This is a genomic window from Gammaproteobacteria bacterium (assembly GCA_014075255.1).
GTDB lineage: Bacteria > Pseudomonadota > Gammaproteobacteria > UBA4575 > UBA4575 > JABDMD01.
Genome location: CP046178.1, coordinates 1,809,635 through 1,829,107 on the forward strand (window position 1 = coordinate 1,809,635; position 19,473 = coordinate 1,829,107).

At 41.6% G+C, this 19,473-nt stretch carries 23 protein-coding genes; 9 read left to right on the forward strand and 14 right to left on the reverse strand.

Going from position 1 to position 19,473, the window contains the following annotated elements; translation table 11 throughout:
- The 3 genes from ubiB to ubiE are packed head-to-tail and all read right to left on the reverse strand — an operon-like array spanning position 1 to position 2,980.
- Positions 1-1,563 (reverse strand): ubiquinone biosynthesis regulatory protein kinase UbiB, encoded by a 1,563-nt coding sequence (gene ubiB, locus GKR92_09230; GenBank protein QMU61866.1) that lies wholly within the window; start codon positions 1,561-1,563, stop codon positions 1-3.
- Positions 1,564-1,571: 8 nt separating this feature from the next.
- The gene (locus GKR92_09235) at positions 1,572-2,204 is read right to left on the reverse strand and encodes a hypothetical protein (GenBank protein QMU61867.1); all 633 of its coding nucleotides are present in this window, start codon (positions 2,202-2,204) and stop codon (positions 1,572-1,574) included.
- Positions 2,205-2,215: 11 nt separating this feature from the next.
- Entirely contained in the window at positions 2,216-2,980 is a 765-nt protein-coding gene (gene ubiE, locus GKR92_09240) for a bifunctional demethylmenaquinone methyltransferase/2-methoxy-6-polyprenyl-1,4-benzoquinol methylase UbiE (protein QMU61868.1), read from the reverse strand.
- A 149-nt stretch (positions 2,981-3,129) separates the two neighbouring features.
- Here ubiE and GKR92_09245 point away from each other — a divergent pair, with 149 nt between their 5' ends.
- The 3 genes from GKR92_09245 (at position 3,130) to GKR92_09255 (ending at position 4,368) form a co-directional block, all read left to right on the forward strand.
- On the forward strand, positions 3,130-3,315 hold the full coding sequence (locus GKR92_09245; GenBank protein QMU61869.1) for a hypothetical protein: 186 nt from the start codon (positions 3,130-3,132) through the stop codon (positions 3,313-3,315).
- Between the two features lie 80 nt (positions 3,316-3,395).
- A complete protein-coding gene (locus tag GKR92_09250) occupies positions 3,396-3,851 on the forward strand; it encodes an EamA-like transporter family protein (protein ID QMU61870.1) in 456 nt (151 codons plus the stop codon).
- A 169-nt stretch (positions 3,852-4,020) separates the two neighbouring features.
- On the forward strand, positions 4,021-4,368 hold the full coding sequence (locus GKR92_09255; GenBank protein QMU61871.1) for a hypothetical protein: 348 nt from the start codon (positions 4,021-4,023) through the stop codon (positions 4,366-4,368).
- Between the two features lie 79 nt (positions 4,369-4,447).
- On the opposite strand, the gene GKR92_09260 is transcribed toward GKR92_09255, so the two are convergent.
- The 10 genes from GKR92_09260 to GKR92_09305 all read right to left on the reverse strand — a co-directional run bounded on the left by GKR92_09260 (position 4,448) and on the right by GKR92_09305 (position 12,300).
- Positions 4,448-4,816 (reverse strand): DUF971 domain-containing protein, encoded by a 369-nt coding sequence (locus GKR92_09260; GenBank protein QMU61872.1) that lies wholly within the window; start codon positions 4,814-4,816, stop codon positions 4,448-4,450.
- 12 nt (positions 4,817-4,828) lie between these two features.
- Positions 4,829-6,154 carry an ATP-dependent protease ATPase subunit HslU gene (gene hslU, locus GKR92_09265; GenBank protein QMU61873.1) on the reverse strand — a complete coding sequence of 442 codons (1,326 nt, stop codon included), beginning with the start codon at positions 6,152-6,154 and terminating at the stop codon, positions 4,829-4,831.
- Between the two features lie 37 nt (positions 6,155-6,191).
- Positions 6,192-6,710, reverse strand: a complete 519-nt coding sequence (hslV, locus tag GKR92_09270) for an ATP-dependent protease subunit HslV (GenBank protein ID QMU61874.1) — start codon at positions 6,708-6,710, stop codon at positions 6,192-6,194.
- Positions 6,711-6,852: 142 nt separating this feature from the next.
- On the reverse strand, positions 6,853-7,839 hold the full coding sequence (xerC, locus tag GKR92_09275) for a tyrosine recombinase XerC (GenBank protein QMU61875.1): 987 nt from the start codon (positions 7,837-7,839) through the stop codon (positions 6,853-6,855).
- Between the two features lie 168 nt (positions 7,840-8,007).
- Positions 8,008-8,745 carry a DUF484 family protein gene (locus GKR92_09280; protein QMU61876.1) on the reverse strand — a complete coding sequence of 246 codons (738 nt, stop codon included), beginning with the start codon at positions 8,743-8,745 and terminating at the stop codon, positions 8,008-8,010.
- Positions 8,742-9,572: a diaminopimelate epimerase gene (gene dapF / locus GKR92_09285; GenBank protein ID QMU61877.1), complete on the reverse strand. Its 831-nt coding sequence runs from the start codon at positions 9,570-9,572 to the stop codon at positions 8,742-8,744. Before dapF ends, GKR92_09280 begins: the two co-directional genes overlap by 4 nt.
- A gap of 79 nt (positions 9,573-9,651) precedes the next feature.
- Entirely contained in the window at positions 9,652-10,086 is a 435-nt protein-coding gene (locus tag GKR92_09290; protein QMU61878.1) for a CoA-binding protein, read from the reverse strand.
- A gap of 28 nt (positions 10,087-10,114) precedes the next feature.
- Positions 10,115-10,774: a methyltransferase domain-containing protein gene (locus tag GKR92_09295; protein QMU61879.1), complete on the reverse strand. Its 660-nt coding sequence runs from the start codon at positions 10,772-10,774 to the stop codon at positions 10,115-10,117.
- 10 nt (positions 10,775-10,784) lie between these two features.
- Positions 10,785-12,047, reverse strand: coding sequence for a diaminopimelate decarboxylase (gene lysA, locus GKR92_09300; GenBank protein ID QMU61880.1), 1,263 nt, complete (start codon positions 12,045-12,047; stop codon positions 10,785-10,787).
- Between the two features lie 91 nt (positions 12,048-12,138).
- Positions 12,139-12,300, reverse strand: coding sequence for a hypothetical protein (locus GKR92_09305; protein ID QMU61881.1), 162 nt, complete (start codon positions 12,298-12,300; stop codon positions 12,139-12,141).
- Positions 12,301-12,376: 76 nt separating this feature from the next.
- Here GKR92_09305 and GKR92_09310 point away from each other — a divergent pair, with 76 nt between their 5' ends.
- On the forward strand, positions 12,377-13,039 hold the full coding sequence (locus GKR92_09310; GenBank protein QMU61882.1) for a carboxylesterase: 663 nt from the start codon (positions 12,377-12,379) through the stop codon (positions 13,037-13,039).
- Between the two features lie 45 nt (positions 13,040-13,084).
- On the opposite strand, the gene argH is transcribed toward GKR92_09310, so the two are convergent.
- Positions 13,085-14,494, reverse strand: coding sequence for an argininosuccinate lyase (gene argH / locus GKR92_09315; protein ID QMU61883.1), 1,410 nt, complete (start codon positions 14,492-14,494; stop codon positions 13,085-13,087).
- A 125-nt stretch (positions 14,495-14,619) separates the two neighbouring features.
- Here argH and GKR92_09320 point away from each other — a divergent pair, with 125 nt between their 5' ends.
- The 5 genes from GKR92_09320 to GKR92_09340 all read left to right on the forward strand — a co-directional run bounded on the left by GKR92_09320 (position 14,620) and on the right by GKR92_09340 (position 19,471).
- The gene (locus GKR92_09320; GenBank protein ID QMU61884.1) at positions 14,620-15,735 is read left to right on the forward strand and encodes a sensor histidine kinase; all 1,116 of its coding nucleotides are present in this window, start codon (positions 14,620-14,622) and stop codon (positions 15,733-15,735) included.
- Positions 15,732-16,463, forward strand: coding sequence for a response regulator (locus GKR92_09325; GenBank protein QMU61885.1), 732 nt, complete (start codon positions 15,732-15,734; stop codon positions 16,461-16,463). Before GKR92_09320 ends, GKR92_09325 begins: the two co-directional genes overlap by 4 nt.
- Positions 16,464-16,529: 66 nt before the next feature.
- Positions 16,530-17,447 (forward strand): hydroxymethylbilane synthase, encoded by a 918-nt coding sequence (hemC, locus tag GKR92_09330; GenBank protein ID QMU61886.1) that lies wholly within the window; start codon positions 16,530-16,532, stop codon positions 17,445-17,447.
- Positions 17,448-17,551: 104 nt separating this feature from the next.
- Positions 17,552-18,340, forward strand: a complete 789-nt coding sequence (locus tag GKR92_09335; protein QMU61887.1) for a hypothetical protein — start codon at positions 17,552-17,554, stop codon at positions 18,338-18,340.
- A 33-nt stretch (positions 18,341-18,373) separates the two neighbouring features.
- Positions 18,374-19,471, forward strand: coding sequence for a hypothetical protein (locus GKR92_09340; GenBank protein ID QMU61888.1), 1,098 nt, complete (start codon positions 18,374-18,376; stop codon positions 19,469-19,471).
- Positions 19,472-19,473 lie beyond the last annotated feature (2 nt).

Genomic DNA, 19,473 nt, shown 5'->3' on the forward strand with positions numbered 1-19,473 from the left:
CTAAAAAAACCACATCGCAGCAATAACGCCAACAAAACCTAGCGCTAGCGCAAACAACAAATTCCGATTGGAATTTTTAATCTCTTTTCGAAGCTCTATAAGTTCCTGACTATGCATTTCAAGTCTGGTTTGCCCCTGCTCAAAGGTCTTCAAAGTGTTGTAAATCAAGTCTGGCATTTCTGGCAGGCGCTCTGCTAAACGCGGTAGTTGTTTACGTAGACCGGATGCTAATGCACGCGGACCTACTTGTTCGCTCATCCAACGATCTAAGAATGGTTTTGCCGTTTTCCAAAGATCTAAATCTGGGTCCAAGGTACGACCTAAGCCTTCAATATTCAGTAAGGTTTTTTGTAATAACACCAATTGAGGCTGCACTTCCATATTAAAGCGGCGCGCAGTTTGAAATAAGCGTAGCAATAAACTACCAAACGAAATTTCACTTAGTGGCCTTTGGAATATTGGCTCACAAACTGTGCGAATCGCAGATTCAAATTGATCGACACGTGTATCTGGCGGCACCCAGCCCGACTCTAAATGTAATTCAGCAACACGGCGATAGTCCGCATTTAAAAACGCTAATAAATTTTCCGCAAGATAGCGTTGATCTTCTAACGCTAAAGTTCCCATTATGCCAAAATCTACCCCGATGTATTTTGGATCTTCAGGGTTTTCATAGGAAACAAAAATGTTTCCAGGATGCATGTCTGCATGAAAGAAGTTATGACTAAACACCTGCGTGAAAAAGATATGGCTACCGCGATCAGAAAGCTTTTGTAAATTCACGCCGTGCTCGCGTAACGCCTTCATATCATTTACAGGAATTCCATGGATACGCTCCATCACCATTACGTTACGGTGACAAAGATCAAAATAAACTTCCGGCACATATAAGTCGGTTGAGTTTTCAAAGTTTTTGCGCAGCTGACTTGCATTCGCCGCCTCACGCATTAAATCTAACTCATCCATGATGACTTGTTCGTATTCATCGACTACATCTTTAGGTCGAAGTCGACGACCATCTTCCCAATAGCGATGCGCAATGGATGCTAATGCATGCATCAGTTCAAGGTCTTTGCGAACGCTTTTCTCGACCCCTGGCCGCAAAACTTTTACCACTACCTCTTTGCCGTCATGCAAGGTCGCACAATGCACTTGGGCTATCGATGCAGAGGCTAAGGGCTCAACACTAAATTCAGAAAATGCTTCAGAAACAGGCTTTTTTAAGGCCTTTTCAATAATCTCTTGGGCGATAGCTCCATCAAATGGTGGAACTTGGTCTTGCAGCTTGGCCAACTCATCTGCGATGTCTTCAGGCAGCAAGTCACGTCGTGTAGACAAGGCTTGACCAAACTTAACAAAGATAGGCCCTAGATCTTCTAAAGCACGACGAATTCGCGCGCCGTGACTGGTTTCTAATTTACGAAACCAATGCCATGGCATTAAAAATAAAATAAAACGAATCGGGCGGAAAAACGGCACATTCAGTAATACTTCTTCTAAGCCATGCCGAAACAAGACAAGGTTAATATGAAAAATTCGGAATAGTAAACGTAAATAGCGCATTTTTATTCTTATTTACTCAACTCTTTTGAATCCATCAGGCGCTGAATACGTGCCTCTAAACGCTGCACATGGGCATCTAAATGATCCACACCACTCATAAAGCGGTCTAACTCAACTTTAGTAGGCACAATGCGTGACTCTTCTTGCAAATATTCACTTACATCTAAACGAAAATTATCTACCGAACGCTTTTTATAATTTTTAAATTTATTAACAAACAAACCCACTTGGTAAGCAACCGAATCACCAACATATTTAGAAGCCACTTCTTCCCAATCGATATCAACTTGCATAAAGATCGAACGCAGTTGATTCGCAAACTCCACATCGCCTTCAATTTTTAACGAACCACTATTTAACATCGACTGATATTCAGCACCCAAACCCATTCTTGCAAGACTGATGATATTTGAATGTATGGTGGTCGTAATATTTAGGTCGCTTTTATATGAAGTATCTTCATCTACTATTTGTTCGCTTACCACAACACCTACAATAACGGGTGTGACTATAAATTCTTTTTCAATATCAGTTAAGTGCACCAACAAACATTGGCCTTCAAACTTATTTAATTTCGCCGCAATTTCAGGATCGCTGTCTAAATACTTCTTCAGCGCATTGTTGATTAACGTAAGGAGCATAACTTAATAACTTAAAGAGATAGCTTGTGACCGCGATGAATACTAACAATGCCGCCATTCAAATTTAAATAATCACATTTCTCAAAACCAGCTGCTTCAAACATCGACTTTAAAGTTTCTTGGTCAGGGTGTTTGCGAATTGATTCGGCTAAGTATTGATAACTCTCGGCATCTTTTGTAATCAGCTCACCCATTTTTGGTAACAGCTTGAATGAGTAGGTGTCATACACACCTTGCAACCATGATTTAGGTTTAGAAAACTCCAACACCATTAACTGACCACCGGGTTTAAGTAACTTAAAGATCGTGCGCAATGCTTTGTCTTTATCCGTGAAGTTACGTAAACCAAATGCAATGGTCACGCGATCAAAATGACCCTCCGGAAACGGAAGATCTTCCCCCATGGCTTGTACATAGTGAATATTCTTTAGCAGGCCCTTGTCCACCATCCGCTGACGACCCTCTTCCAGCATTGCACCATTCGGATCACACAGGGTAATGGAACCTCGGTCGCCAAGCTTTGGGGCAAGTAATGCAGAGATGTCTCCGGTACCTGCGGCCAGATCTAAAATCTGAAAATGCGGACGAATATTAGCCAGATGCACAAAATGCCGTTTCCATACCCGATGCAAACCGAATGACATCACATCATTCATAATGTCGTAATTACCTGCCACCGATTCAAACACCGCCGTTACCTTCTCAGTCTTTTCTTCAGGGCTTACGTCTTGGTAGCCAAAGTGCGTGGATTTGGCTTGTCTAATTTCTTCTGGCATGGGACTGTTTATCTGTCTTACTTTCTTGGCAAAATATCTACCCAGTTTAAACAAAATAAGCGGTCAATGGGGATTAGATTTAGTGCTGCTAGTATTAGATTGAATTTGCTAGAGTTACCTCCAACAGGTTGGTTTTTCGGAATTTCAGAATGGAATCATTAGCTGAATTAAAAATACCCTCCATACTTATGGTGATATTTTTTATTGGCATTGTAGTGTCCACCTGGATCGCACTCGACCCTATTCGCCAAAAACAAAGAAAATCGAAATACTCCCTCGTTACACTAATCTGTTTTATTGGATTTGTGTTGGTAGCGTGGTGGGACATGGGTTAATGACTGCTTACTACCCATAACTAACTTTCGCAATAAACGAAATAGTTGAGTGGTAATCTTCAACTGAAAGGTGTTACGAAATGAACGGATTACATCATCCATTATTTTATGCAATCTTAATGTTGGTTGCAGGTTTAGGAATTCCTATATTTGCGGCATTGAACGGGGAATTAGGAACAAAATTCCAAAGCCCAGCATTAGCGGCAACAATCTCATTACTAGTGGCTATCGTAGCTTCTTTATGTTTCTTGTTTATCACCGAGGGTACCCCTAAACTTGCTCCTGTTTCACCGGTTCCAATTTATTACTATTTAGGCGGGTTGTTCGTAGTTTTATATATTCTAGGAATGACTTGGGTTGCGCCAAAGTTTGGTGTTGGAAATGCTGTTGCATTTGTATTGTTAGGCCAACTCATATCGATGGCAATTATTGACCACTTTGGTTTGTTGGGAGCTTTACATCATCCTATTTCCATACAACGTTTTGCTGGGCTCATTTTTATGGGGATAGGTGTATTTTTGGCTGTACGTAGATAGTGCATCTATCTATCTGCATTAGACAGAAAATGACTGCTTACGACCCAAAGCGGACATTATAAATTATTCATAAAAGTCAGATATGAGAGTAGAGATTATAAAAAATTACCTCATCATCATATTTTATTTATTTGTTATTTCATGCTCAGTTCAACCAGAACCAGAAGAAATGACAAAAATTTATGATGCTGAATCACATGATAGGTTTATTGCAATTCTTGATGATGAAGGTGTGACTTACCGTGTGAATGAGCATGGGCAAATACACTATCCAATTTCAGAAAGAAGCAAAATTAAAGCTGCGAAAGAGTCAATTTGGGGTCTAAGTGATGAGACTAAAAAAGGTGCTGTAGTAAATGAAAAAGTCGCATCAAAGATTTCAAAAAAACTATCTGATAATAAAATTCCATTTAAGATTAGTCATGAAGAAGGCACTAGTACCATTACTTGGAATGCAAAATATGACAAATCTGCAATGCAAATTGTGAGTGATGTAATCAGAGAAGCAGAGAAGTAAATATGTCCGCTATTGGCCGAAAGCGGGCATTTGCAAAGAAAGATTTAATTTGATGCATCATCCCTGATGCGCCTCATATTCACCCGTCCTTGGGTTCACGCTCATGCCCCGCCTCTTTCAAACGTTCCAAATATCTAGTCCAGTTCGCTTCTTTATTTGTCCCTAAGTTATGCAAATGGTCCCAGGAAAAAATACCGGAACTGTGGTTGTCATCAAACACTAGTACCACTGCGTAGTTGCCGACTGGCTCTATCGCGGTAATGTTTACATCTTCTTTACCAATTTGAAGTTTTTCTTGCCCGGGTCCGTGACCTTGCACTTCTGCTGAAGGTGAGTGGGTGCGTAAATATTCACAACTTAGCTCAAATTTCTGGCCATCATCAAATTCAATCTCGAGTATGCGAGATTTTTGATGTAATTGAATGTTGGTTGGAGTTGCTATGGCCATTTCTGTAATCCTTTAAAGTATATATCTGCTGAGATCTTCATCTTTCACGAGCTCACCGATGTTTTCGTCAACGAAACTTGCATCAACTGTAAATGACTTGCCACTTTCATCTGGAGCATTATAGGAAATACTCTCGAGTAGACGTTCCATGACCGTATGCAGTCTGCGTGCACCGATATTCTCAGTAGATTCATTCACATCATGCGCGACTTGGGCAATTTTTCGCACACCGTCTTCTGCAAAATCTAGCGTGACTCCTTCAGTATTCATGAGTGCTGTGTATTGTTCGGTTAAGCAAGCATCCGGCTCTGTCAAAATACGTACAAAATCATCTACAGATAAGGCTTTGAGTTCTACGCGAATCGGTAAACGACCTTGTAGCTCAGGAATAAGATCAGATGGCTTAGAAACATGGAAGGCACCGGAGGCAATAAACAGAATGTGGTCAGTATTGACGATGCCGTATTTAGTGTTGACCGTGCAGCCTTCAACTAATGGCAATAAATCGCGTTGCACCCCTTCACGCGACACATCAGCGCCACTGGTTTGGCCACTTTTAGCGACTTTATCGATCTCGTCTAAAAACACGATGCCATTTTGCTCAACACTCTCTAGCGCGTGGGCTTTTAACTCTTCTTCATTCACCAATTTATGTGCTTCTTCTTCGGTTAACGCCTTCATGGCTTCTTCAATGCGCATCTTGCGAGTTTTCTTTTTACCGGTGTTCATGTTTTTAAACATTCCGGTAAGTTGATCTGCCATTTCTTCCATACCTGGTGGGGTCATGATCTCAACCCCTACTGGTGTTGCCGCTAGATCAATTTCTACTTCGGTATCGTTTAGATCGCCTTCGCGAAGTTTTTTACGAAACTTTTGACGGGTTTCAGCATTGTAATCAGGCTTGTCTTCGGAAGGGTCCACACGTGACGGCACCAAAATATCTAGAATACGTTCTTCGGCTGCTTCTTCTGCACGAAAGCGCACTTTATCTTTTTCAGTTTCTCGCGCCATTTTTACTGCAGTATCGACCAGATCACGAATGATTGAATCAACCTCTTTACCTACATAGCCTACTTCAGTAAATTTTGTCGCTTCTACTTTTATGAATGGAGCATTAGCAAGTTTTGCTAAGCGGCGTGCAATTTCGGTTTTACCTACACCGGTTGGACCAATCATTAAAATATTTTTCGGTGTGACTTCTACCCGTAACTCTTCAGACAATTGCTGACGCCGCCAACGATTGCGCAATGCGATAGCCACTGCACGCTTGGCTTCATCTTGTCCAACGATGTGTTTTTCGAGTTCTTGTACGATTTCTCGTGGCGTCATGTTTGACATATATATTCGTTCTATCTGTAATTTGTTTATTTGGTATCTATAGTTCTTCTATAGAAATGCTGGTGTTGGTGTAGATACAAATGCTGGCAGCAATGTTTAAAGATTTTTCTACAATCTCTTTCGCACTCAGTTCGGTATTCTCATACAGTGCGCGCGCTGCAGATTGAGCAAACGGTCCGCCCGAACCAATCGCGACCAATGAGTCTTCCGGTTCAATTACATCACCATTACCAGAAATGATGAGTGATGCAGTGTCGTCTGCCACCGCAAGTAAGGCTTCTAGTTTGCGCAACATACGATCGGTGCGCCAATCTTTAGCGAGCTCTACCGCCGCGCGAGTCAGGTGCCCATTGTGTTGTTCTAGTTTTGTTTCAAAGCGTTCGAATAAGGTAAATGCATCTGCCGTGCCGCCGGCAAAACCTGCAATAACTTTATCTTTATACAGGCGCCGAATTTTTACCGCATTGCCTTTCATGATGGTGTTGCCTAGGGATACTTGGCCGTCACCACCGAGCGCTACTTTGCCGTTACGACGAATCGATACAATCGTGGTCATTGGTTTGATTCCATTGAGGGTTTCAGTGAATAAGCAGAATATACATTCTCATTTATTCTACATTGGAGCGCTATAACCCTTTTTCAAGGGAACCCTTGTGTAATGAAACCAATTGCGGTTTTTACGCGATTAAAAGTGAGATTTAATCGTCTTTAGGGAAGGAATTTTCTGTGGTGCTATCTAGCTTTTGTGATTTCTTCGCACGTGGATGGGCTTTGTCATACACCTGGGCCAGATGCTGAAAATCGAGATGGGTATAGATTTGCGTGGTACTGATATCAGCATGGCCTAGCATTTCTTGTACAGCTCTTAGATCTCCACTCGATTCTAATAAGTGACTGGCAAAAGAATGTCGCAACATATGTGGATGCACATGCTTATCTAAGCCCTGCTCTCTACCTATTTGTGCCATACGCTGCTGAACCGCACGTGGCGATAAACGATTACCGCGATTATTAATAAATACGGCTAGCTCACCTTCAGCAACAATATTAGGTCGCGCTTCTAGCCATCTATTTAAGGCTTTGCATGCATTGGCGCCTATTGGTAAATAACGCGTTTTATTGCCTTTACCTAACACTTGCACCTGTCCTTGAGTGAGATCAATGGCATCTAAATTTAAATTCACCATTTCCGCCAAACGCAAACCCGATGAATACATGAGTTCTATCATTGCGTAATCTCGAAGCTTAAGAGGATTTTGTGGACCTTCGTTTAGCAGACGGTTAATTTCATCTACGTCTAATAGGTTGGGTAATTTTTTCTCAATACTGGGCCCGCCGACATCAGCAACAGGATTGTTTTCGATTAACTGCTCGCGTTGCAGGAAGGTATAAAAACCTCGAATAGCACTTAAGGAACGATGCAAGCTTCTGGCTGATACACCACGACGACGACGTGAACCTGCAAAATTGCGAACATGCAGGCTGTCTACATCACAACAATCGGTAACATTGACTGCATTGATAAAATCTATGAATTGGTGAAGATCTCTTTGATAGCTATCTAACGTAGCTGGGGAATAGCGACGTTCATCTTTGAGATAACGTAGATAACGTTGAAAAAGTTTTTGCGTTGACTGTTTTACTTCTTTGGGTTGCCCAATTTCTGGACTAGTAACTACTGCCATAAACAAACCTGGGTTTAAGAAACCTGGCTAAATAAAATACAACGTTAGCACTTATTTATAGCGTTTGTATATTTTTATAGTTTTTTTGCTAGATAAAGCGAACGTAATTTAAGTTAATTGGTATTTCTTAACTTAATAATCAAGATGAAATAGATTTATATTTAACGTTTAAACCGCAACTGGAGTGTATTGTTGCAACTTAGAACCCAGTATTTCACCTAAATTACCTAAGAACAATGTTCCCATACCATTTTGAAAACGGTTGGCATCGGTACTGCCTAAAAACAATACGCCTAGCTGTTGATCTTTCTTTAATGCGACTGCAGCCGCTGAGCGAATGGGCTTTTCCTGATTTTCGTTATCAAACACGTTTTCAATTTGGCGTTTAGTAAGAAACGCTACACCACGTCGACGACTAGAGAATAGATCCTGGACAAGTTTAGATTTTTGCAACGTTTTTTCCATTTCCGCGCAATCTTTCACTGCAGTTTCAGGTAATACATCAAATAAACGTAGATTTACCTTAGTGCCTGGGAAATCTGTGTGCATTAAATCGTGAATGCCACTAAGTGTCTCATCAAAGCCTCGAATAGATACTAGACCAAGCGTGATGGTATGCAGGCGCGTACTGACTTTTTCATTGTCTTTTGCCACCTTGATGAGCTGATGTAACTTTTGATCAAGCTCTTTATTCTTATTGCGTAATAGCTCGACTTGACGCTCAACTAACGAGACGGCCACTCCTGTTTCATGTGGGATAGCCAACGTTTCGATCAGATCTGCGTGATGCGTAAAGAAATCACTGTGTGTACGCAAGTAGCGTGCAACATGATCACGTGTAATCTTTGCTTTTGGTGCTGGGACTTCGGCTGTAGTGGATACTTTAGGCTTGGTCTGCGTTGTCATAAGTTTAGGCTCCCCTCAAAACTAAATTGTGCGGGTCCAGTCATTAGCACTGGAGCAGCATTGTTTTCACACTCTATTTGCAAGCTTCCACCAGGCAAGTCTACGGTTACATTTTTATCAAGCAGACCCTGTGTCTGCCCAACTGCAACTGCTGCACATGCACCGGTGCCACAGGCACTGGTTTCGCCCACGTGTCTTTCAAATACACGTAAAGCGATGTGTTGCGGGTTCAAAACCTGCATAAAGCCTATATTGGCTTTGTTCGGAAACATCGAGTGCTTCTCTAGTTTGGGGCCTAAAATTTCTACCGGTGCATGATTAACATCATTCACCTGGAGTACTGCGTGAGGATTACCCATTGAAACTGCTCCAATCTCCACTTGCTCACCATCCACATCGATTTCATAACTCGATGCCTGTGTGCTCGCTGAAAATGGAATTTTTTCAGGTTCAAAAATGGGCGCACCCATGTTCACAGTTACCATATCGTCTTCACGAAGAAAAATTTGATATACACCACTCATTGTTTTGATGTTTATCGATGTTTTATTCGTTAGTCCATTCAATGCAAGAAACCTTCCGACACACCGTGCTCCATTTCCGCATTGCTCAACTTCCTTTCCATTGCTGTTGTAGATTTGATAATTAAAATCAACATCTGCATCGGTAGCAGAATCTATGACTAAAATTTGATCGCATCCTACTCCTAATTTTCGATCTGCTATCCAACGTATTTTTTCGCTAGAAAGTTGCAGGTCTTGATTCACAGCATCGAAGACGACGAAATCATTACCTAATCCGTGCATTTTTGCAAATCGAAATTGCATAACAGTTTATTCTATATGGTAGTAAAAAATTGTTAATTAAACCTATTCGTTAAGAATATTCTTTAGAGCACTACAAACCTTACTTCATTAAACGAACATACTCTTTGTAAATACACTTATCCATAACCGTAAAGATGTTTTCTTTACATGCTTGATTAGCGCTTTCTATATCAATTACACCTTCTTGTAACCACAATGCGCTAACTTTTTTGTCTATACATTGTTCAGTAACACCTGCTATAAACTTTGGTGCTCGAAATACATTCACTAAATCCACTTCGAATGGAATTTCTAGCAAAGAAGTATAAGCCTTTACACCTAGCACTTCTTTCACTGCTGGCCGCACCGGTATGATATCAAAACCAAACTCTTGCATATGTTTAGCTACTCGATGGCTAGGTCGATCTGCTTTCGGTGATAACCCTATTACCGCAATGCTTTTAACACGCGTAAACAATGCGATTAATTCTGCATCGCTGGGTAAGCTGTAAATTATTTCAGTTTGCTTGTCCATTATATTGGGGACACTAATTTTAGGCCCACTATAAGTATCCGTAAATAAGCATATGCCGGTCGCTAACGACATCTATGTTCAAGCTATCTAATTTCGCATTATCAATCTGTGTGCGCACCTCATCCGGCGTAAAGGCTGCTAATAAAGAGTTATAAAAATCTTTGCGTAAAATTTCTGGTTCCTTGTTCGCATATTGATCAACTAATTCACTTGCTTCTTGTGCTGTATCAGGACGAAACAAATCACATACATAAATTTTTGTTTCATTAGTAGCTAACTGCTTAATGATTGACCATAAGTGTTGCGGTTCATGTAAGTGATGTAATAAGCTGTTGGAAATAATTACATCGAACGATTCGTTTTCAAAAGTGCAATTTGGTAATTGTTGATGATGCAGCGTTATTCGCTCTGATAACGATTCTTGCTCAATTAAAAGTGTTGCTTGTTTGAGCATTTCTTCTGCGCCATCGACGGCATCAATTTTGCAGTTGGGAAATTGATGCGCAAAACGCACCGTAACATCACCCGAACCGCAACCTAGATCAAGTACATTTTGCGATGGATCATCTGGAAAGATTTGGCTGAAGTTTTCGATTATAGATTGATGCGCAACCTCAAAATCTGCACTTGAATAGGCGTGCACTTGCTCTGGGTCATTCATCAATTCCGGTTCAGGCACTCTATCCATTGGGAATGCACTAGTTATCTGGAATGATTTCGTTAGCTAGTATCTGGTCAAACGTTTCGCGCATGCGAATTAAATAGGCTTCATCTCCATCCACCAAAATTTCTGCTGCACGCAGACGGGTGTTGTAGTTGCTCGACATTACGAATCCATAGGCTCCTACCGCATGTACGGCAAGCAAGCTGCCTTCTTGAATATCTAACGCTCGATCTTTACCTAGAAAATCTCCGGTTTCACATACTGGACCGACCACATCATAGCGAGTGGTTTTGCCATCAGTTTGTTCTACCGAGGCGATATCATGCCATGCTGTATACAAAGAAGGACGCATCAAGTCATTCATTGCGGCATCTACCAGTGCAAAATTTTTATCACTGGTATTCTTTAGATGTTCAACGCGTGTGAGAAGTACTCCAGCATCTCCAACAATGGAACGACCAGGCTCGACAAATATCTCTACCTCTGTTTTTTTCTTTCTGGCTTCCATAAAGGGGGCCAGCACTCCTGCATATTGCTGCATAGTCGGAGGTTGTTCTGAATCTTCATAACGAATACCTAAACCACCACCCACATCAATATGCTTTAGTTGTATACCTACATCTGACAATTGATCCACCAGCTTGAATATTTTTTCAAAACAAGACTGAAAAGGACTTAAATCTAATAACTGTGAGCCAATATGGCAATCCACGCCTACCGCTTCTAAGTGGCTGCACGTTGCGATGTGCTGATAAATTTCCAATGCGTCATTAATATCAACACCAAATTTATTTTCTATTAAGCCGGTAGATATATAAGGGTGCGTTGTAGCATCCACATCTGGGTTCACCCGCAAAGATACATGCGCATGTATATCCATTTCACTTGTGATGGCATCCAGACGTTGCAACTCAGCAGTAGACTCAATATTGAAACAATCAATCCCCATTACCAATGCACGTCGAATTTCATCTGAACGCTTTGCTACACCCGAAAAAACAACTTTCTTAACATCACCACCCGCACGAATCACACGTTCAAGCTCACCAATGGAAACAATATCGAAGCCTGCGCCTAATTTTGCTAGCAGACTTAATACCGCTAGATTGGAATTAGCTTTCACCGCATAACAAATACGTGATGGCCATGGGCTTAACGCATTTTCATACGCACGATAATTAGCTTCAATGGCTGCTTTTGAATACACATAGCAAGGTGTGCCGTAGACATCTGCCAGCTCTTGTAGACTTACATCTTCTGCGTGAAGAAGGTTATTTTTGTATTCAAATGCGTTCATGGCTTGTTACACCAAAAAATATTAATTAAGTATGGATACGTGTTTGAGGAAAAGGTTTCAAACTTGCTTATTTCAGGGGTTATGTTTTTGATTATTCTTTAGAGGTTTTTTCTTGTTCAGTCTTTGGTTCAGTTTTTGGCTCATCTTCAGGCAGGTACAAATCACCAGTCTGCCCACATGCAGCAAGGAGCAAAATACTACCCAGTATCATTCCCAGGATAATCGCAAGAAAATGTGGTTTGAGGTGTAACATCTATATACTCTGTAATTCGCCGCTATTGTATAGACCATTCCCACGACAAGAAACCTTACCCAATACATTTTTAAGCATGCCTCTTTCCACTATTCAAATCGAAACTCAAAATGATCCTGATTGCGCAGTAATTTGGCTACATGGTTTAGGTGCAAATGGCCATGATTTTGAACCCATTGTTGGCGAGCTCAATTTGCCCACCTCTATTCGAGCAAGATTTATCTTCCCTCATGCACCGGTACAAGCAGTGAGCTTAAACAACGGAATGCAGATGCCGGCCTGGTATGACATTTATGGTCTAAACAAGGATAGCGAGGAAGATGTAGATGGGATTAAAAAGATAAGTGAAGAAATTAAGCTACTGATACAGCAAGAGATGGACGATGGTATTGTCGCAAACAAGATTGTCTTAGCGGGCTTTTCACAAGGTGGCGCGCTGACTTTATATACCGGCCTAAGTCATTCTCATCGATTAGGAGGACTGCTCGCTTTATCTTGCTATTTACCCATACGCGAACAACTGGAAAGTTATGCCAAAGAAACACAACGTGATCTACCGATCTTTATGGCGCATGGGAGTTATGATGATGTAGTGCCCCTCGCCTTTGCGACCTTAGCTAAAGAATTGCTTGAAGCACAAAACTTTAAGATTAATTGGAATGACTATCCATGTGCGCATACGGTTTGCGCGGAAGAGATTCAGGATATACGCAACTTTCTTATAAAGTGCTGGAAATAATTACTTAAAATCGTACTAGCTTATTTCTTTCTAGCTTATTTCTTTCTAGTTACTTTCTTTCTGGTTAAATTTCTTCAGGCGCTCTTTTGCCAACTTAATTTGCGTACTTACCTGGGTAGGCGATGTGCCGCCATACGTATTCTTTGATGCAACCGAGCCCTCTACCGATAGTATTTTAAATACATCATCAGAAATAGATGGACTGAATTTTTGCAATTCATGTAAATCTAACTCGTCTAACTTCTTTTTCTTCTCAATAGCGTATTTAACGGTCTGACCTACCGCCTCATGTGCATCTCGAAACGGCACTTTCTTCTGCACTAAATAATCTGCAAGATCTGTAGCCGTGGCATAACCTTGCTGTGCAGCATGCATTAACACTTCTCGATTTACGTTGATATGTGGAATCATGTTGGCAAACGCCACTACACAGTCGTGCACGGTATCAACTGTGTCAAACAACGGCTCCTTATCTTCTTGGTTATCTTTGTTATAAGCCAAGGGCTGACTTTTCATCAAGGTTAATAAAGCAAAAAGATTTGCATATACTCGCGCCGTTTTGCCACGCACTAATTCAGGCACGTCAGGATTCTTTTTCTGCGGCATGATGGAAGAACCCGTGCAAAAACGATCTGGTAAGTCGATAAAGTTGAATTGTGTAGAGGTCCACAGCACTAACTCTTCTGCAATACGCGACATGTGTGCAAACAAGATAGCCCCGAAGGCACAAAACTCGATGGCAAAATCTCGATCACTCACAGCATCTAAACTATTATGACTGGGCGCTGCAAACTTTAACTTTTCCGCAACGAATTCACGATCCAAAGCAAAGCTGCTACCCGCAAGCGCAGCAGACCCTAATGGCATAATATTTGTGCTGACACGACATTGCTGCAGTCGCACACGATCACGGCAAATCATTTCAAACCAAGCCAACATGTGATGCCCAAAAGTAATCACTTGTGCTACCTGCAAATGCGTGAATCCCGGCATAATGGTTGCGCTTTCTTGCTCAGCAATACTCAAAATAGCGTTTTGTAATGCTTCAAGTCGCTGATCAATATCATCAATGGCATCGCGAAGATAAAGTCGCACATCGGTAGCCACCTGATCATTACGAGATCGCCCGGTGTGAATTCGCTTACCGGCCTCGCCCACCAATTCAGTCAGACGTGCTTCGATATTCATATGCACATCTTCAAGCTCGGTTCTCCACTCGAAGTCGCCCGCCACGATTTCAGCTTCTATATTGTCCAGTGCTTTTAGAATATCACCGCAATCATGACTGTTTAGTATGCCAATATGAGCCAACATTTCAGCATGCGCGCGTGAGCCTTGGATATCATGCTTAAATAGTCGTTTATCAAACCCTACAGATGCGTTAAATTGCTCAACAAATTCATCTGTGGCCTCCGTAAAACGACCGCCCCATAGTTTTGTACCTTTATTACTCATTTTTTGGTTCATCTAACGATATAAGGTAAATATATAAGTTCTTGTAAACAGATTCTAAATAGTGGGCCAAAGTATAGCATTAGCTCACCCAAGAACGACTCACACAAACTTGTTATCAAATTGTAATGACAGATAATTCAGACCCAAAGAATCAGTCAAATACCAATGAAGCGGATGCTGCGGAGCATACGTTTTTGCCAGATTTTTGTAATGCGCGAATTATATTTTTAGCAATATTAATTGCCCAACTACTCTCTTTTGTACTCACCCTTGCAGGCGGTGTCTCGCGACCCAATTTTTGGGTATACCTATCTTTAGTTTCACTATTTGTCACCTTTATCGCCATTGGCAACATACTTGTATTATGTGTAAGCCGTAAATTTTTGCACAAACTCCACCCCGCTACTGCAGCAATAACATATTATGCGCTGAGCTTGACCATCACTTTGATCGTTTCGGTGGTTTCTATTCTAGTCACCCCAACCGAGGCACTTTGGGCCGCCTCACCTGAAAATGTACAAACGCTTAATCTTTTAGATATTCTGACTAGCGACATTTTAATTCGCAATATGGCCATCAGCGCGATCGTTTCCGCTGTAGCACTGCGCTATTTCTATGTGCAGCATCAATGGAGAGCCAATATTCAAGTAGAAGCAAAATCAAGAATCCAGGCTTTACAAGCTCGAATTCGGCCACATTTCTTATTTAATAGTATGAATACCATTGCCAGTCTGACGCTGACCAACCCCGCAATGGCAGAAAAAGCGGTTGAAGATTTGGCCGACCTGTTTCGCGCTTCATTGGGTCATCAGGACAAAGTCACGCTACAAGAAGAACTTAATTTCACTCGCCGCTACATTAATATGGAAAAACTGCGGCTTGGCAGTCGCCTTACAGTTGAATTAAAAATAGAAGAAGGTATAAGCTTAAAGACCAAGGTACCAGCCCTAATCCTACAACCTATAGTTGAGAATGCTATTTACCATGGAGTGGAGCCTCTCACCAAAGGCGGCACAGTTAATATCGACATTACTTCCACACAGCACGATTTACACCTTACAATTAGCAACCCAGTTGGAGATATAAATATTGACCGAAAACGCCCTGGTAATAAAATGGCGCAAGAAAACATCAGACAAAGGTTACAATTGGCTTATGGTGATTTCAGCAGTATGGATATTCGCCATGGACAGGGTTTTTATAAGGTTTCATTTAACATTCCTATCGAGGCAGATGTATGAAAATTTTGATCGTAGATGATGAAGCACCAGCACGTGACCGACTAGCGCATATGCTTAGCAGTATTGATGATGTTTCAAGTACAGGCGAAGCTACCAATGGCATCGAAGCCGTAGAAATGGTGCAATCTATTCGTCCTGATGTGGTATTGATGGATATTCGCATGCCTGGCATGGATGGCTTAGAAGCTGCACGTCATCTAACGGAGATGGATGAGCCACCAGCCATAATTTTTACAACAGCCTATAGCGAGCATGCATTAGAAGCATTTGATACTTCTGCTGTGGGTTATCTGGTTAAACCAGTTCGACAAGAAAAGCTGGAAACTTCGATCGCACGTGCCAGGAAACTTACCAAAGCACAGATCGCAACATTAAACCAAGAAACCGATAGCCAAGGTCGCAGTCACATTTGTGCGCGTATACGCGGAAATCTGGAACTCATCCCAGTTGATGAAATTCTTTATTTTCAGGCTGACCAAAAATACATCACGGTTCGGCACTTAGGTGGTGAAGTGTTAATTGAAGACGCTCTGAAAAATTTAGAAACTGAGTTTGAAGGCAGGCTGATTCGCATTCACCGAAATGCATTAGTCAGCACTAACTACATTAGCGGCATGGAAAAAAACCAAGATGGGCGTTTTGTAGTGACTTTCCGTGAGATTGAAGACCGTCTTGAAATAAGCCGCAGGCATGTTGCCGAAGTGCGTAAATTTCTTAAGACTAGATAACTCCGTATTACTTTTTATTCTCATCCCTTGTGTTCAAACCACAAGGGAACACCTACCTAATAGCCTGTGCACATAAGAATCGCTACCCGAAAAAGTGCATTGGCATTGTGGCAAGCAAAAGAAGTTTCTCGCTTATTAACTGAAGCACACGGTGAGAGCTTATCGATTGAATTGATTAAAATGACCACCACTGGTGATCAGCTTTTAGAAGAGTCGCTCGCTACCCAGGGTGGCAAAGGTTTATTCGTTAAAGAATTAGAACGTGGCTTGCTTGAAAGAAATGCAGACATCGCTGTGCATTCAATGAAAGATGTGCCGATTGAACTGCCGCCCACTCTACACTTACCGGTAATACTAGAACGTGCCAACCCATGTGACGCTTTTGTTTCCAATACGTATGATGATTTAGATGCGCTCCCAGATAAGGCTGTAGTCGGCACTTCTAGCTCCCGGCGCGCATGCCAAATTATGGCCGCTTACCCACATTTAGAAATTAAGTTATTGCGCGGCAATGTGAATACACGCTTAGCAAAATTAGATGATGGGCAATACGATGCAATAATTCTTGCCGTTGCTGGGCTACAACGTCTTGGATTTAATGACCGAATTCGTTCGCAACTTTCCACCGAAGTATCGCTTCCGGCGATTGGCCAAGGTGCCATAGGAATTGAATGTAGAGAAAATGATGTCGAAATAGAAGCTTTAATTGCGCCATTAAATCACGTGGAAACTAATCTATGTGTAACAGCAGAGCGCGCAATAAGCCAAAGTCTGGATGGCGGTTGCCAACTTCCTATCGCTGGGTTTGCCCAACTACATGACAATCAGCTGCATTTACGTTCATTAGTGGGTATGCCGGATGGCAGCAAACTTTGCCGCAGCGAAGCACAAGGAGCACTAACTGATCCTGTAGCGATTGGGCAGCGTGTAGCAACTGATTTACAAATTTTAGGAGCCGATGAGATCCTCGCAGCTTGTATATAGATGATTATTAGCTCTAACACAGGCCAGTTCCTCACAGCATATTTATAAAATATTTCGGGTAAGATAGTTTAGCTGCACTCTATTCAGCCGAGGATATTCAATACATGTCTGCAAAATCATCACTTGCTGAAAAAACCATCGTCGTTACACGGCCCTTAACACAAGCGCAGAACATTCTTGAATTATTAGAGCTTCGCCAAGCTACCGCTATACATTTCCCAGTAATAAGTATCAGCGTTTCCAAAAATGTTGATATCGCAAAACAATATTTTAAAAAGCTAACGGAATACCAAGTCATAATATTCATTAGCGCAAACTCTGTGCACTATGCCATGAGCACTGCCCAAGAATTGGGTATAGGTTTTAATAACTCTATGTTGGCAGCTGTAGGCCCAGCCACTAAGACAGCATTAGAAAAATATGGTTGCACAGTCGCTATCGTTCCTGAAACAGGCTTTACCAGCGAAGACTTACTGAACGATCCAGCTCTACATGATATCGCACAGCAAAAAATCTTAATTATACGTGGCGATGGTGGACGCGAACATTTGCGCCAAAGCCTTGAAGAAAGAGGCGCACTAGTTGACTATGCAGAAATGTATCGGCGACAGTTACCGAGTGAACGCAATAGTATCAATCTAACACAGCTTCCCAAACACGACACTGCAATACTTCTATACAGTGCAGAGTCTGCACAAAATTTATGGTCACTGTGCACCTTGGAAGAACAGCAATGGTTATCCAATATAGCCTTTATTGTAGGCAGCAAACGCATTGCTGAGGCTACAACTAGGGTAGGATTCGCAAATAATTCTATAATAGCGGAAAATCCTAGCGACGAAGCAATGCTGACAGCTTTAAGTACTTGGGCCCAAATGCTCCCGCATAGCTAGAACTACTATAATAAGTAAATACGAGAGACGAAAATGTCAGACAATAAGCAAACTTCTAATTCTGCCCAGCCAAATCTTGGCAAAAAATCAACCACACAATCAGCCGGTAGTGGTCGCTTTTTTATTGGCCTACTTTCCTTACTTGCACTGTTGCTCTCAGGCGCTGGTATCGCTCTAGGTTATAAAGCTTGGCTTGAACTCAATAAGCGCGTGGACCAAGCTGCAGTAGATCGACAATCTATTGCGCACGAAGTAGCCACAATTGATGAAAGTATAAAATTACAGAGTTTTAAAAAGCAGATTGAAAATAATGTTAGCTCGATCAATCAAACGGTAGAAGAGCTAACTAGCCAAATTGAAATTCAGGCTAAAGCCCAGAAAGACGTTGAATTAGCAGCCCAAGAGACACTACAACATGTTAATCGTAGTCAGCTTGGTTGGGGTCTAAAAGAGACCGAACATGTGTTGCGCATGGCTAATCACCGCTTACGTATAGAACGAGACGTGCCTGGCACCATCACTGCGCTAAAGGCAGCAAGCACAAGATTGCATGAACTAAATGATCCACGATTATTACCAGTGCGAGAATCTGTTTCTAAACAAGTTGGGAAATTAAAAAACTTCCCCTACCCTGACTGGGTGAGCATCAGTTTACAGATAGACAATATTTTAGCGGGCCTCAAGCAAAGCGTAATTAAAAACGCTAAAAATCAGCAACAGAAAAACTCTGCAGATAAAAAAGAAAAACCAAGTAATGAAAAACTCTCCGGCTGGGGGAAGTTAGTAGATGGAGTAAAAAATTCAATCAATGATTCAATTAAGGTTACTCGAGAAGAACAAAAACTAAAAATGTTTATTAGTGACCAAGAAGGTCAACAAGCCTACGAGTTCATGCGCATGAAATTATTAGGTGCAAAATATGCCGTCGCCAGTCGCGATGATGATGCATATCATCAAGAACTTGAAGCAGCATTGGCTTGGCTTGAGTCTACAGATACTCTGTATGAAAAAAGAGAAATGATTGAAGACTTAAGTGAGCTTAATGATATTAATTTGGAACCCCAGCTTCCTGATATCACTGAAACTAACACCTTACTTATTGAAACCATGGAAACAATTAATAATAGTTAATT